This window comes from Elusimicrobiota bacterium, assembly GCA_026388095.1.
Taxonomy (GTDB): Bacteria; Elusimicrobiota; Elusimicrobia; order UBA1565; family UBA9628; genus UBA9628.
In genome coordinates, this window is record JAPLKL010000068.1 from 23,467 (window position 1) to 37,558 (window position 14,092).

Here is a 14,092-nt window from a genome sequence, read left to right on the forward strand (position 1 = left end):
TTGCAGGCGCGCGTCCTATGGACTATAATGACCGCATGCACGCTGAATCCAGACGGATCGTCTTGTGCGCCGGCCTGCGCACTCCCATCGGCCATATCTCGCGCAGCCTGGCGGACCTGCCGCCGGCCGCGCTCATGCACGCCGCGGTGCACAACCTCCTGGAGCGCGCCCGCCTTGAAGCCGCGGCCGTAGACGGCCTCGTCGTGGGCTGGGTCGGGCAGACCTTCTCCGCCCCCAACATCGCGCGCGTGGTGGCCCTGACCAGCGGCCTGCCCGAGAAGTGCCAGTCGCTCACGGTCCAGAACAACTGCATCTCCTCCTTCGAGGCCGTCAGCGAGGCGGCGCGCCGCATCCTGGTCGGCGAGGGCCGGCTCTACATCGTGGGCGGCACGGAGAGCATGTCCCGCCTGCCCTACACCATCGAGGGCTCGCGCGCGGCGCGGGAGCTGCGCAGCCTGGCCACGGTCAAGGAGCGCTGGGGCGCGCTGTGGGACAACCCCAACGCGAGCATCGTAGACGCCATGGAGGAAGGCCTGACCGACCCGGTGGAGCATATCAACATGGCCGCCACGGCCGAGGTCTGCGCGCAATTCTACGGCGTCCCCCGCGAGGAGCAGGACCGCTTCGCCTGCGAGAGCTTCCGGCGCACCCTGGCCGCCTGGAACCGCGGCTTCTACGCCTCCCATGTGGCCCCGGTGGTCGTGGACGGCAAGACCGTCCTGGAGAAGGACGAGTACCCGTTCCTGCGCGAGGACCTGCCCAACAAGCCCCAGATGTTCGCCAAGGCGCCGGCCCTGTTCGGCTCCACGGCCTACCCGCTCAAGGATTTCTACCGGGACAACGCCGCGTTCTTGAAAGACCGGGTCTTCGAAGAGGGCAAGAGCCAGGCCACGGTGACTCTGTTCAACTCCTGCGGCCGCTCGGACGGGGCCTCGGCCGTGATCGTGACCACGCCGGAGCGCGCGGCGGAGCTGGGCTTGACGCCCTTAGCCGAGCTGCGCAGTTGGGGCTACTTCGGCAACGAGCCGGCCTTCATGGGCGTCTCCCCCGCTCTCGCGGCGCCCGTGGCTTTGGAATCAGCGGGCGTGAAGTTCGCGGACATGGACCATGTGGAGCTGCACGAGCCCTTCGCGGCCACCGTGCTCTCCATCTTCAAGCTGGGCCCGGAGCACGGCTGCGATTGGCGGGCCAAGTACGAGGCGGGCGCCTTGAATCCGAACGGAGGCTCCATCGCGTTGGGGCATCCTTTGGGAGCTACGGGCACTCGCCTGGTGCTCAACCTGATGTATTCTCTACACGAGGACCCCCAGGCCCGGCTGGGCCTGGCCGCGGCCTGCGCGGGCGGCGGCACGGGCGGAGCGCTCGTGCTGGAAAAAATCTAACCGCCGCTATCCGACGCTGTTCTTGTCATTCGGCCCAGACGCGCAAAGCGTGTCTGGGCCGAATCGCGTTCGCGCTGTTCTTCGTGCGAGCGCCCCGCCGTTTATGAAGAACTGTTCAATCCATGGAATGCCACTTTGGCGACCAGCAGTGCCCATACACCCCGTTGCCATCAGGTGTCTCAATCACTTCCCACAGCGAATGACCATCGCGCCTGACTACAGCATTCAGAGCCTCGCGCACTGTGACATCTCTCAAGCGCACTGACACCCGACGGTTCGCCTCCGGTCCCCCGGGACCAACGATAGCTCGCGCGAAGTAAGGCTTCACAATCCCAGCCGCCAAGCAGATCTTCTCCAGAACGCTCTCCTGCAAGGTGCTATCTATGCCGCCTCTTACATCCACCTCTGGGATACGCTTTTCGAGCGGGCTGCTTTTCTTCCCCGCGAGGACCGCCTCCGGCGCCATCTCCAATACGCCATCGCTCACCCGCCAAGCATACCCCTTGAGAGATGTGGCCACCAGCCTATTCAGGGCCGACTCCAAGACCTCTTCTTCGGCCAAAAATGGTTTTGGCGCCTGCGACTTGGGATTTTCCACGAGCTCAAGCCCGCAGGGAATGAACGCTTTGCGGCACAGTTGACGGAACGCAGATCGTCCATCGTCTTCTGAGACACGATTGATCCGAAGGGCCAGGATTTCCCCGGTTCCGAGACGCTTCTCCTGGCATGCTTGCACGGACAGCAATGCAAGGACCGCCACAAGGGACATCCTGTTCGCGTACCGCATATCGGCTGATTGTAGCCTTGTCGATGCGTCTATGCAAACCCTGGTTCCGTCTGGCCGGCATCGTAGTGCCGCTGCCGTCGAGAGTTATCCACAAACTCTGCCCGGGCAGAGTTGTCATTATAGAAGACTTATCCACACAACTTGCCCCGGGGCAAGTTGCGCTTAGAATTGCGACCCGCGCCGCATTACGTCTATAATGTCTGAAGCCCCGGCTGGGGCGCCATGAACATCCTCGGCATCTCGGCGTATTACCACGACAGCGCGGCCGCTTTGATCCAGGACGGCCGCATCGTGGCGGCGGCGCAGGAGGAGCGCTTCACGCGCAAGCGCCACGACTCGGATTTCCCCATCCACGCCATCGCCTACTGCCTGGAGGCGGGCGGGCTCAAGGTCTCGGATCTGGACCTCGTGGGCTTCTACGACAAGCCCTTTCTCAAATTCGAGCGCATGCTCAAGACCTACATGGCCTACGCGCCGCGGGGCTTGCGCTCCTTCGGCATGGCCGTGCCGCTCTGGCTCAAGGGCAAGCTCTGGATGCGGTCCCAGATCCAGGAAGCCTTGGGCTTCGAGGGCCAGATCCTCTTCCCGGAGCATCACGAGTCCCACGCCGCCTCCGCCTTCTTCCCCTCGCCTTTCTCCGAGGCGGCCATCGTCACCATGGACGGGGTGGGCGAGTGGGCCACGGCCTCCATCGGCGAAGGCCGCGGCCATCAGGTCCGGCTGACCCACGAGCTCCACTTCCCCCACTCCTTGGGCCTGCTCTACTGCGCCTTCACCTACTACACCGGCTTCAAGGTCAACTCCGGCGAGTACAAGGTCATGGGCCTGGCCCCCTACGGCGAGCCCAAGTACGCGGACCTCATCTACAAAGAGCTCATCGACCTCAAGGAAGACGGCTCGCTCAAACTCAACCAGGAGTATTTCGATTACTGCTCGGGCCTGACCATGACCAGCGATAAGTTCCACAAGCTCTTCGGCGGCCCGCCGCGCCAGCCCGAATCCGAACTGACCCAGAAAGAGATGGACCTGGCCGCCTCGGTGCAGGCCGTGACCGAGGAAGTCATGCTGCGCATGGCGCGCCACGCCAGGAAGATCACGGGGCACAAGGACCTCTGCCTGGCCGGCGGCGTGGCCCTCAACTGCGTGGGCAACGGCCGCATCGTGCGCGAGAACGTCTTCGACCGCATCTGGATCCAGCCCGCCTCAGGCGACGCGGGCGGCGCCTTGGGCGCGGCGCTGCTGCTCTGGCACCAATACCTGGGAAAGGAAAGGACGGTCTCGGGAGGCCGCGACTCCCAGCAGGGCTCGCTGTTGGGCCCCAGCTTCTCGGACGAGGAGATCGGCGCCTGGCTCCAGTCGAAGGGCATCCCCCACAAGAAGCTCGACCCCAAGGACGTGGCCCGCGAGACCGCGGCGCTCCTGAATGAAGGTCACGTCATCGGCTGGTTCCAAGGCCGCATGGAGTTCGGACCCCGGGCCTTGGGCAGCCGCAGCATCATCGGCGACGCGCGCAACGTAGAGATGCAGGCCAAGATGAACCTCAAGATCAAGTTCCGCGAGTCCTTCCGGCCCTTCGCCCCCTCCGTGCTGGCCGAGCACTATCGCGAGTACTTCGACCTCCCCTGCGAGAGTCCCTACATGCTGCTCACCGCCCCGGTGGTCGAGTCCCGCCGCATCCCCATGAGCGGGGAGCAGCAGAAGCTCTGGGGCATCGCCAAGCTCAACGTGCCGCGCTCGGACCTGCCCGCCATCACGCACGTGGACTACTCCGCGCGCCTGCAGACCGTCAACCAGGCCGACAACGCGCCCTATCATGAGCTCATCGCCGAATTCCGCAAGCTCACGGGCTGCGGGGTCATCGTGAACACCTCCTTCAACGTGCGCGGCGAGCCCATCGTCTGCCGGCCCCAGGAGGCCTACACCTGCTTCATGCGCACCCACATGGACTACCTGGTCCTGGGCAGCTACCTGCTGGACAAGAAGGCCCAGGGCGAGTTCAAAGAGGATCAGTCATGGATGAAAGAATTCGCGCTCGACTAGGCCTGCCCATCCCGGACCCGGACCGGCCCCGCAAGGACCTGCGCGTCTTCGGCTTCGGCCTGGCCGTGATCCTGCTGGTCTTCGCCACGCTGTCCTGGCGCAAGGGCGGGGCCGCCTGGCCCTATGAGCTGCCGCTGGCCACAGCCTGCGCCCTGCTCGGGACACTGCGGCCCGAAGCCCTGCGGCCGGTCTACGGCCCCTGGATGAAGGCCGTGGGCGTCATCGGCAGGATCAACACCTGGCTGGTCATGGCCTTGGTCTACTATCTGGTGATCACCCCCTACGCCGCGCTGGCCCGCCTAGTGGGCGGCGACCTGCTCGACGAGGGGCTCCGGGACAGGGAGAGCTACTGGCATGCGCGGGGCGAGCTCCCCGCGCCGGAATCGTACCGCAACCAGTTCTGAGGAGGGACTATGGCGAAGATGGAGATGCTGCGCGAACTCTGGGACTTCCTCAAGAAACGCAAGGTCTACTGGCTGGCCCCGATCATCATCGTCCTGCTGCTGCTGGGCGGCCTGATCCTGCTCTCGGAGACCACGGCCGTGGCTCCTTTCGTCTACACCCTGTTCTGAGCGCGGTTCCCGTGCGGACGGCTGCGCTGGCGGGGCTCCTCCTTCTTCCGGCCGCGACGGCGGCGGGCGGCGGCCCAGACCGCGCCTTCGGCGCGCGCGGGGTGCGGATATCCCCCGACCCTATCGGCGGCAGAGACGCTGCCGGCTACGGGATCGTTGAGGACTCCGAGAAGCGCCTCGTCGTCGCGGGTGTCGTCATGGACTCCTCCGGAGTCCCCCACATGGCGCTCTGGCGCTTCCGCGGCGACGGCCGGCCGGACTCGGCCTACGGCCGCGGCGGCGTCGCGGTCTCCACGGAGGCCGGCTGGGCCTGGGGCCTGGCGCTCGACGCTCGCGGCCGCGCCGCCGCGGCCGGGAGCATGTCCGCCCACGGCAAGCCCTCCGCCGGCGCGCCGGTCGAGCGCTTCCTCGCCGACGGGCGGCGCGACCCGTCCTTCGGCTGCGGCGGGCGCGTCGTGCTGCGCAGCCCCTTGGGCGGCCCCGTCGCCGAGGCCGGGGCGGCGGCGCTCGCGGAGGACGGCGGCGTGCTCGTCGGAGGCCACGCCGGCGACCGGACTGACGGGGTCCGCGCGGCGCTCTGGCGGCTCAAGGAAGACGGAGCGCTCGACACCCGTTTCGGCACCGGCGGAGCCCTGCTTCTCCCCGGACCCCCGGGCCAGGCGGAACCACGCGTCAGCGCCCTGCATCGCCTGCCGGACGGAGACTGGCTCGCGGCCGGGACATTCGGCTGGAAGGAGCTCGCGCTGTGGCGGGTCTCCGCGGATGGGAAGCTCCGCGCCGGCTTCGGGTCCGGCGGCCTGGCCCGATCGGACGGCGCCGGCCGCGGGATCGCCGATGACGGCGCGGGCGGAGCCTGGGTCGGCGGCTTCTCCTACGCCGCGGCCCAGTCCACGGCCACGGTGGAGCGCGCGGTGCTCGCGCGCTTCGCCGCCGACGGCTCGACCCGCTCACTGGCCGTCCTCGACGCCGGCCCCTTCCGGGACCGGGAGGCCTTCGCCGTCGTCCGCGCGGGCGACGGCCGTCTCTTCCTCTCCGGCTACGCCGACTCCGGCCGCAGGCCCGTATCCGCCTGCCTCTGGGGCCTGACCAGCGACGGCGTGCCCGACCGCCGCTTCGGCCGCGCCGGCGTCCTGCTCCTGCCTGGTTCCGCGCCCGGCGGCGAGGACCGCATCTACGCCCTGACCCTCGACTCGGAGGGCCGCCTGATCGCCGCGGGGCTGTCGCGGGACGCCGATGGCCGCCGCTCGCTGGCGGTCTGGCGGATCAAGCTGTAATACTTCCGGCCCGGCTGCGTATCCATCAGCAGAACGGAGGTGCACCATGAGAGCACGATGGATACTGCTGGTCTCGCTGGCCGTGCCGCTGGTCGCGGCCTTGCCCGCGCACGCGGGGAACGACGGGCACGGGGCGAAGGCGCCGGAGGAGGTCATAGCCGAAAAGCCGCCCCTGCCTGCGCAGGACAGACTGGGCCTCTTCGCGGGCTACCGAGCGATAGCCCTCCCCATGTCGGGGTACAAGATCGCCTTCCTTGAGAAGGGCCAGCACGTCGACGTGATGGTGACCTTCGATGCGGTCATGAAAGACAAGAAGAAGGAGAAGGTCACGGCCACCATCCTGCAGAACGTGATGGTCGTCAACGTGCAGAAGCCCGCGAAGCTCGAAGAGCTCGGGGTCGTGGACCTGCTCCTCAACCCGAACGAGACGCAGTACGCGGCCCTCAGCTCCTACCAGGGCGAACTCTCCATCGGCAGGCGCGCCGAGGGCGACGTGGCCATGACGCCGATGGAGATGGCGTCCCTGCGCAAGCTGTTCAGGTAAGGCTGCGCCGGGGAGGGTAACAGGATGACCAGGACGAGGCTCGGGCTCCTGCTCCTGGCCGCGGCGGCCGCCCTGTGCGCGGCCGCCGCCTGCCGGAAAGACCGCAGTCGGGCCCAGTGGCAGCGGCTCTCCGAGACCAGCATCGACCTTTACGACCAAGGCCGATATCTCGAGGCTCTCCCCCCCGCCAAGCAGGCGGCCGCGATCGCCGAGAAGGCGTTCGGCCCCGCCGACCTCCGGACCGCCTATGCCTTGGACCATCTGGGCAAGGTCTATCGCAGGACCGGCGAGCTGGAGACGGCCCGTCCGCTCTTCGAGCGCGCGGTCAGGATCACCGCCGAGGCCCTGGACCATGACGCGCCCATGCGGGCTCATTTTCTGGACAATCTCGCCGAGCTGCTCATGGCTCAGGGCAAGTACGACGAGGCGGAGGACTTCTACGGCGACTCGCTGCACCTCATGCAGAGGTCCTTCGGGGAGCTGAGCGCCCCGGTCTCCGCGGCCTACACGCGGCTGGCCACGCTCTATACCCGCTGGGGAGTCTACGCGGAAGCGGAGAAGCTCATCGCGCGCCTGCAGGACATCAACTCCCGCATCGGGGCTTCCGACGCGGCCATGGACGCCGCGGTCGCCGCGGCTCTCGCGGAGATATACCTCAAGACCGGCCGCGTCGACCAGGCCCGGGAGCCTTGCCGCCGCGCCCTGTCTTTGCGCCAACGCCTGCCCCATAACCACCTCGACCTCGCCCAATCCCTGAGCGGCATGGGGCTCCTGCTGCTGCGCGAGGGCCGGCTGGAGGAAGCGCAGAGGTCCATCCAACAGGCGGTCGACATCCACCGATCGAGCCCGGGCGCCGATCCCCAGGGCTTGGTGGAGGGCTGGCTCGACATGGCCGAGGTCTACGCGGCCCAGGGCCGGACCCAAGAGGCGGAGAAGCTCTTCAATTCGCTCCTGCCCCGATACGATAACCCCTACGCCCAGGTCAAGGCTGCGATCCGGGTGGCGGGCTATTATCAGCAGCACGGCCGGCTGGACACGGCGGAACCGCTCTATCTGCAGGCTTTAGCCAGACAAGTGGCCTCGCCAAAGGCGGACCAGAAGGACCGCGAGGTCCTGCTCATCCGGCTCGCGGAGGTAGCCACCGGCTTGGGCAAGCAGGAACAGGCCGAAGGCTATCTGCGTCGCGCCCTGGAGACCAACGAAGACCTTCGCGGGGAGCTCGACCCCAGCTCCCTGGACATCCTCGCATCCATGGCCCGGCTCCAGATCGCGAGGCACCGGCTCGATCGGGCGGAGCTCTGGGTGGCGCGCATGCGCAAGGTGGCCGACGCCCACGGGCGCGAGAGCGGGATCGGCAAAGACGCCCTGCGCAGGATGGCGAAGATATACAGGTCCATGGGCCGCAAGGACCGGGCGGCCCGGCTGGAACGACAGGCGGATTATGGTTCCTAGCACCGCCGGCGCTCCTTTTGTCTATACTCTATCCTGGCCTCGGGCCCCTGTAATACTCCGAGGCCTCACCCGTATACCTAGTCAGGAGGAAGAGTCCCGCATGCCCCAGTCCGGCGCGCCCCAGGACTTCGCCTCCATCTATGACCGATACTTTTCCCGCGTCTACGGCTTCATCCGCAGCCAGGTCGGCGACCCGGCCGCGACCGACGACGTGGCCAGCCGCGTCTTCGAGCGGGTGCTCGAGCGCCTGTCCAGCTTCGACCCCGAGCGCGGCGCTTTCGAATCCTGGCTTTTCGCCGTGGCGCGCAACGCGCTGCGCGACCATTTCCGGGCCCAGAGCCGGCGCGGGCCGTCTCTCGATGAAGGCGGGCCCGAGCCCGCTTCCCGAGAGCCGGCCGCAGAGACGCGCCTGCTGGCCGAGGAAGAGAGCGCCGGTCTGCTCCGGGCCCTGCGCGGCCTCGATGAGCGCAGCCGCGAGGTCCTGGGCCTCAAGTTCCAAGCCAGACTCACGAACCGGCAGATCGCCGAGGTGCTGGAGTTGGGCGAGAGCCACGTGGGAGTGCTGGTCTACCGGGCGGTCAAACAGCTGCAGGCCGCCCTGGGAGAGCCCTCATGAGTGACGCGGCAACGCGCTTCGAGGCTGACCTGGAGGCCTTCCTGGCGGGCCGCCCCGCGGCGCTGGGAGCCGACGCCGGGGCCCTGGCGCTCGCCCAGAAGCTGGCGGGGCTGGACCTCGCCGCGGAGAGCCGCGTCCGGACCAGCCTGCGCGCCAGGCTCGTGTCCCGCGCGCGCCGCGCGGCCGCGCCGGCTTGGAGCCCTTTCAGCCTGCGGCTGCCCGCCGGGCTGGCCGCTGCTTTCGCGGCCGCGGTCATCTTCCTGCTCGTGGTCCGGCCTCGGATGCCGGCACCCCCTGTCCCGGCGGCCCCGACTCCTTCCCCGCTTGTCGCGCTCGCTCCCTCTTCTGTCCCCGCTCCTGCAGGACGGCCTGCGCTCAAGCTGCCCGCGGCGCGGGCCGAGGGGGTATTCATCTCTATCCCTGCAGGTATGCCTTTCGAGACCCACGGCCCGGTCTCGGCCGGGGCCCCTTTCGTGACCGTCCCCGGCCGCAGGACGCACACTGCGCGCGGCCGGGCCGTGGTCTGGGAGTTCGGGCACGCGACGTTCCGGCTGGAAGACCGTCCCGTGCGCATCGACGAGCTTTTCGTGAAGCCGACGCTATGAAACAGCATCAAGGAGGACTATCATGAGATCCCTGCTCCTCGCCGCGGCGCTATTCGCCGTCCCCGCGGCGCTCCATGCCGAGACCCAGCACCTGAGCATCTCCGTCGCGGACTATCCCCTGGACAAGTTCCTGGAGACGCTCTCGCAACAGACCAAGGCCAACTTCATCGTGGCTGAAGGCGTCCAGGACCGGCGCGTCAGTCTCTCGTTCAAGAACGCCCCCGTCAAAGAGGTGCTCGACCAGCTCCGGCAGTCCAAGGGCTTGAGCTACCAGGAGCTCGGCCCCAACCTCTATCTGCTCGCGAACAAGCCCCTGTCCCTCGACGGAGCCAGGGCCCTCGACGGCTACGCCGTCTTTGGCGCCACGCTGACCATCCGCGCGCGCCAAGCCCCGCTGCAAGGGCTCTTCGACCAGATCGGGGGGCAGACCAAGACGAACTTCTCCCTGGCCGAAGGGCTCGAGGGTTCCCGGGCCACCTTGCTCCTCAAGAAAGTGACGGCACGACAGGCCGTGCAGGTGCTCTGCGCCATCAAAGGACTCACCGTGAACATCACAGGAAGCGGCAGCTTTATCGTCAGGCCCGTAAACCCTGCGCCCGCCGCAGGCGCGCGCCGCCTGCCGGACTCGCGGCCGCTGGTGGTGCGCGACACGCCCAACCCGGGCCAGGTCGACATCGCGGCAGGAGAGCGCTTCCTCATCGAGCTGCCCGGCAATCTGAAGTCCCCTTACGAATGGGTGGTCGCGGAGATCGACCCCGGGATGGTCTCGGTGGGACAGACCATCATGACGGCGAAGAAAGGCGATCCCGACGGATACGCCACCTGGGTCTTCCCGTTCCAGGCCCTCAAGCCCGGCGGGACGTCGGTCCTGCTGGAGTACCGCAACGCCAGGGAGAAGGAGGCCCCCATCAAGACCTTCAAGCTCGCGGTCACGGTCTCCGAAGGTGCGGCCGCCGCGGCAGCCGCCGCGGAGCCGGAACAGAAGGCCCCCCCCATGAAGGCCGACCCCCAGGGCATCTTCACGGGTTACCGCGGGGTCTCGCTGTCCTTGCCCGGCCACCAGCTGGCCTTCCTCAAGAAGGGCGACCACGTGGACGTCATGGTCACCTTCGACGCCAAGCTGGCCGACAACCGGAAGGAGAAGGTGACGGCCACCATCCTGCAGAACGTCCGGATCGTGGACATCTCCAAGCCCGCCAAGGGCGAGGAGCGCGGGACCATCCAGATCCTGCTCAACCCCAACGAGGCGCAGTACGCCGCCTTGAGCGACGCCCAGGGCGACCTGCACGTCGCGCTGCGCGCCCCGGGAGACGTGGAGATGCACCCCATGGAGATGGCGAGCTTCCGCAAGCTCTTCCGCTGAGCCCGGCTAAGATAAGGAGGAATGATATGAAACGGTTCGACTGGATGCTGGTCCTGGCCCTGGCCGCGTCAGCGGTCCCGGCGCGCGGCGCGGCCTTCCCCACCCCGGACATGGCCTGCGCCGAGAAGGAGATGCAGCTCTTCTTCCACTACTTCAAGCCGGACCTGGCCCCGGGGCTAAAAGAGTACGAGCTGACCTGCTCGGGCCAGAAGAGCGTGGTCCGGATGCCGCCATGGCTGCCCGTGGCGCTGCCGAAGATGTCGGAGCACAAAGTCTGGAAGGAGGGCGACGGCACGGAGCTCAGCGAGGCCCAGCTCTGGCAGGCCCCTGCCTCCGTCCTCTATGAGTTCCTGAAACTAGCACAGAAGGATTCCGGGGAGGACTCGCTCTATGACCGGGAGACGGACTACAACAACCTGCTGTTCAACTACAGGACCGCCCTGGACCACATCCGCAGGTCGAAGCTCGAGGATTCCCTCGACTACCGCGGCGCGGCCGTGCTCGCGGCCCTCGGCCGCGTGCAGGAGCCGCTGGACAACCTCATGGACTCCCTGCCGGCCGGCGACACCGAGGCCTACCAGCGCGAGGCGGAGGCCGCGGCCCGGGACGCGCGCGCGGCTTTCGCGCTGCTCTTCGCCCCGTCGCAAGCCGCCTCAGCCGCCGAGTACAAGCCCAAGCCGCGCCTGCTGCCGGGCTATCGCGGCTTCTCTTTGCCCTTGCCGGCCCATCAGCTGGCTTTCATCAAGAGGGGCCAATGGGTGGACGTGCTGGTGACCTTCGAGGCCCTGCTCAAAGGCGACGTCAAAGAGAAGGTCACGGCCACGATCCTGCAGAACGTCCTGGTCGTGGACGTGCTCAGGCCGGACCGGATGGATGGGCGGGGAGCCCTGCTGCTGCTGGTCAACCCCAACGAGGCCCAGTACGCGGCCCTGAGCGTCCTGCAGGGTGACGTGCGCGTCACGGCGCGGGCCGAGGGAGACCGCGAGATGCACCCCATGGAGATGGCGAGCCTGCGCAAGCTCTTCAAATAGACGGGGGTCCTAGCGGGAGCAGACCGGGCCGGCGCCCGTCCCGAAGAAGTTGGTGTTCGGGTCTTTGACGCGCGCCCGGTAGACTCCCACCAGGACCATCAGGGGGTCGCAGCCGGCGCCGCAGAAAAGGAAGTAGCGCCGGCGCTTGCGCGCCTTCGGGCCCGAGCCGACCTTCTCGTCGAGTATCTGCAAAGTGAACTCGCAGAGCATGTCCTGTTCCGTGCAGTGCGTCCGATGGGTCAGCCAGTCCTTCTCCTCCTCGGTGATCTCGACATAGCCGACCTTCATCAACAAGGAGATGTCCTGGCTCTTGGCGTCTTTGGGAGCCTCGCAATGGTCCTCGGGGGTGATGATATTGCCTTTCTTCCTGGTCTGGCCGAGTTGCTTGAGGGTGTACAGCTCAAGCCGTCTGGCCTCATAGGGCCGGCGCAGCTTCTTGGGCAGGGCGGCCGGGTCCACGGCCAAAAACCTCGGGATGTGCTCGGGCGGGAGCTCCGCCGTCGGCATCTTGAGGAAGGCCTCGACCATCTCCACTGTGTCGGTGTCGGCGTCCGCGGCCCGGGCTGGGGCTGCCCAGGGCAGGACCAGAACGGCCGCCAGCAGCAGCCCCGCCGCTCGTCGGATCACAGCGTCACTGCCGCGGCGCGCACATCGGGGCCCCGATCCCGAAGAAGTTCGTCTGTTTGATGCGGCCCATCTCCCGGTACTGGGCCACCAGCGCGAAGATCGGGTCCTTGGGATGCAGGAAATAGAACTTGCGGGTGTAGCTCGACTTCTTCGCCTTGACCTTGGCCACGAAGACCTGCAAAGTGAACTCGCACATGAGGTCATGCTCCGTGCACTTGGTCTGCTTCATCAGCCACATTTCCTCATCCTCGGTGATCTCCTCGTACCCGGCCATCTTCAGGACCCCGCCCTTATCCGTCTTGGCCTCCTGGACGACGGAGCAGCTCGCCTCGGGCATGCGCACGATGCCCCTCTTCTTGCCCTCGGAGATCTGCTTGAACGTGTAGAGTTCGAGGCGCTTGGCCAGGAAGGGATCCTGGAGCTTCTTGGGCAGGTCCTCGGCTTTGACGGCCAGGAACTCCGGGATGAACTCGGGAGGGAGTTGCTCGGTCGGGGTGTCCAGGAATGCCTTGACCAGCTCCAGGGTGTCCTTGGCCGCGGGCGCCTCGGCCTTGGCTTCTTCCAGGGCCCCGGCCGAGGCTGCGGCCGGCACAGCCAGCAAGAGGAGGGCCGTCAGGATCGATCTAACCACGCGGGTGGTACCTCCTATGGGACTCCTTGAGCCCGGAAGCCTCGAGATGCGTGTAGATCTGCGTCGTGGCGAGGCTGGAATGTCCCAACATCTCCTGCACGCTCCTCAGGTCCGCCCCGCCTTGGAGCATGTGCGTGGCGAACGTGTGGCGCAGCACATGCGGATGGACCTTGCCCTCCAGCCCGGCGCGCTTGGCCAGGGCCTGCAGGTCCCGCCAGAACTGCACGCGAGAGAGCCGGCGGCCGCGTCTATTGAGGAAGACCTCCCCGTCCGCCGCGTGCGGGAAGCGCTGCTGACGGATCTGCAGGAACTGCTTCAGGAGCGACAAGGCCCGCTCGTGCACGGGGATCAGGCGCTCCTTGGAGCCCTTGCCCAGAACGCGCACCCAGCCGTCTTGGAGGTTGACGTACTCGGCTTTGAGCGCCAGGATCTCCGAGACGCGCATGCCTGTGGCGTAGAGGATCTCGAGCATGACCCGGGTGCGCAGGGCCGCATAGGAGACGCCGGCGGGGACGGCCAAAAGGCGCCCCACCTCCTCCGCGGTCAGGAACTGGGGCAGGCGCGCCGGCCGCCGGGGCGAGCGCAGCTCCGCGGCCGGGTTGACCTCGACGCGGCGCTCCGCGGCCTGGAAGAAATAGAAGGAGCGCAAGGCCTCGATCTTGCGGAAAAGAGAGCTGGCCGCGAGCCCTTTCTTGGACTTGAGCTCCCAGAGGTAGTCCTCCAGGTCGCTGCGCAGGATCTTCAGGGGGTCCTGGCCGCGGCCCTCCAGGTAAGCCAGGAACTGCTCCAGATCCGAGACGTAAGCCGAAGTCGTGTTGCGAGCCAGCCCCCGCTCCACCGATATGTAGCGGAGGTACTCCTCCAGGAGCGGCCTAGGCTGTCCCGGCGTACCTACTCGGCTCCCTTGCCCTTGGCGGCGACCAGCTTGCCGGCGGGCTTGACGGCGGGCGCGGCCGCGGGCTCGGGGCGAGCGGCCTCGTCGGCGCCGATGACGCAGAACTTGTCGCGCAGGGCCTTCTCGAGGCGGTTGGCCGCGTCGGCATTGGCTTTGAGATAGGCCTTGGCATTCTCCCGGCCCTGGCCCAGGCGCTCACCCTGATAGAGGAACCAGGAGCCGGACTTCTCCAGGAGCTGGGACTCGACCCCCATATCGAGCAGGCAGCCCTCG

General features: G+C 67.5%; 16 protein-coding genes. 11 read left to right on the forward strand and 5 right to left on the reverse strand.

Annotated features, from left to right (window positions below):
* Positions 1-35: 35 nt before the first annotated feature.
* Positions 36-1,382 (forward strand): thiolase family protein, encoded by a 1,347-nt coding sequence (locus NTY77_17255; GenBank protein MCX5797241.1) that lies wholly within the window; start codon positions 36-38, stop codon positions 1,380-1,382.
* A 115-nt stretch (positions 1,383-1,497) separates the two neighbouring features.
* Here NTY77_17255 and NTY77_17260 read toward each other — a convergent pair whose 3' ends face one another.
* A complete protein-coding gene (locus NTY77_17260) occupies positions 1,498-2,142 on the reverse strand; it encodes a hypothetical protein (GenBank protein ID MCX5797242.1) in 645 nt (214 codons plus the stop codon).
* Between the two features lie 249 nt (positions 2,143-2,391).
* On the opposite strand from NTY77_17260, the gene NTY77_17265 reads away from it, so the two are divergent.
* From NTY77_17265 to NTY77_17310, 10 genes are all read left to right on the forward strand, one after another.
* On the forward strand, positions 2,392-4,209 hold the full coding sequence (locus tag NTY77_17265; GenBank protein ID MCX5797243.1) for a carbamoyltransferase: 1,818 nt from the start codon (positions 2,392-2,394) through the stop codon (positions 4,207-4,209).
* Complete coding sequence (locus tag NTY77_17270) at positions 4,182-4,613, forward strand: SxtJ family membrane protein (protein MCX5797244.1); 432 nt, start codon at positions 4,182-4,184, stop codon at positions 4,611-4,613. Before NTY77_17265 ends, NTY77_17270 begins: the two co-directional genes overlap by 28 nt.
* Positions 4,614-4,631: 18 nt before the next feature.
* Entirely contained in the window at positions 4,632-4,781 is a 150-nt protein-coding gene (locus NTY77_17275; protein MCX5797245.1) for a DUF5989 family protein, read from the forward strand.
* Positions 4,782-4,792: 11 nt separating this feature from the next.
* The gene (locus NTY77_17280) at positions 4,793-6,055 is read left to right on the forward strand and encodes a hypothetical protein (GenBank protein MCX5797246.1); all 1,263 of its coding nucleotides are present in this window, start codon (positions 4,793-4,795) and stop codon (positions 6,053-6,055) included.
* A gap of 46 nt (positions 6,056-6,101) precedes the next feature.
* Positions 6,102-6,599, forward strand: a complete 498-nt coding sequence (locus tag NTY77_17285; protein ID MCX5797247.1) for a hypothetical protein — start codon at positions 6,102-6,104, stop codon at positions 6,597-6,599.
* A gap of 24 nt (positions 6,600-6,623) precedes the next feature.
* On the forward strand, positions 6,624-8,051 hold the full coding sequence (locus NTY77_17290; GenBank protein MCX5797248.1) for a tetratricopeptide repeat protein: 1,428 nt from the start codon (positions 6,624-6,626) through the stop codon (positions 8,049-8,051).
* A gap of 100 nt (positions 8,052-8,151) precedes the next feature.
* The gene (locus tag NTY77_17295; protein MCX5797249.1) at positions 8,152-8,667 is read left to right on the forward strand and encodes a sigma-70 family RNA polymerase sigma factor; all 516 of its coding nucleotides are present in this window, start codon (positions 8,152-8,154) and stop codon (positions 8,665-8,667) included.
* Positions 8,664-9,272: a hypothetical protein gene (locus NTY77_17300; protein ID MCX5797250.1), complete on the forward strand. Its 609-nt coding sequence runs from the start codon at positions 8,664-8,666 to the stop codon at positions 9,270-9,272. Before NTY77_17295 ends, NTY77_17300 begins: the two co-directional genes overlap by 4 nt.
* A 22-nt stretch (positions 9,273-9,294) precedes the next feature.
* Positions 9,295-10,635, forward strand: coding sequence for an RcpC/CpaB family pilus assembly protein (locus NTY77_17305; protein MCX5797251.1), 1,341 nt, complete (start codon positions 9,295-9,297; stop codon positions 10,633-10,635).
* A 26-nt stretch (positions 10,636-10,661) separates the two neighbouring features.
* A complete protein-coding gene (locus NTY77_17310; protein MCX5797252.1) occupies positions 10,662-11,666 on the forward strand; it encodes a hypothetical protein in 1,005 nt (334 codons plus the stop codon).
* 9 nt (positions 11,667-11,675) lie between these two features.
* On the opposite strand, the gene NTY77_17315 is transcribed toward NTY77_17310, so the two are convergent.
* The 4 genes from NTY77_17315 to NTY77_17330 all read right to left on the reverse strand — a co-directional run.
* Positions 11,676-12,293, reverse strand: coding sequence for a hypothetical protein (locus tag NTY77_17315; protein ID MCX5797253.1), 618 nt, complete (start codon positions 12,291-12,293; stop codon positions 11,676-11,678).
* A 4-nt stretch (positions 12,294-12,297) separates the two neighbouring features.
* Complete coding sequence (locus NTY77_17320; protein ID MCX5797254.1) at positions 12,298-12,924, reverse strand: hypothetical protein; 627 nt, start codon at positions 12,922-12,924, stop codon at positions 12,298-12,300.
* Complete coding sequence (xerD, locus tag NTY77_17325; GenBank protein MCX5797255.1) at positions 12,917-13,789, reverse strand: site-specific tyrosine recombinase XerD; 873 nt, start codon at positions 13,787-13,789, stop codon at positions 12,917-12,919. Before xerD ends, NTY77_17320 begins: the two co-directional genes overlap by 8 nt.
* A 26-nt stretch (positions 13,790-13,815) precedes the next feature.
* A partial coding sequence (locus NTY77_17330; GenBank protein ID MCX5797256.1) for a DNA recombination/repair protein RecA occupies positions 13,816-14,092 on the reverse strand: 277 nt, incomplete at its 5' end.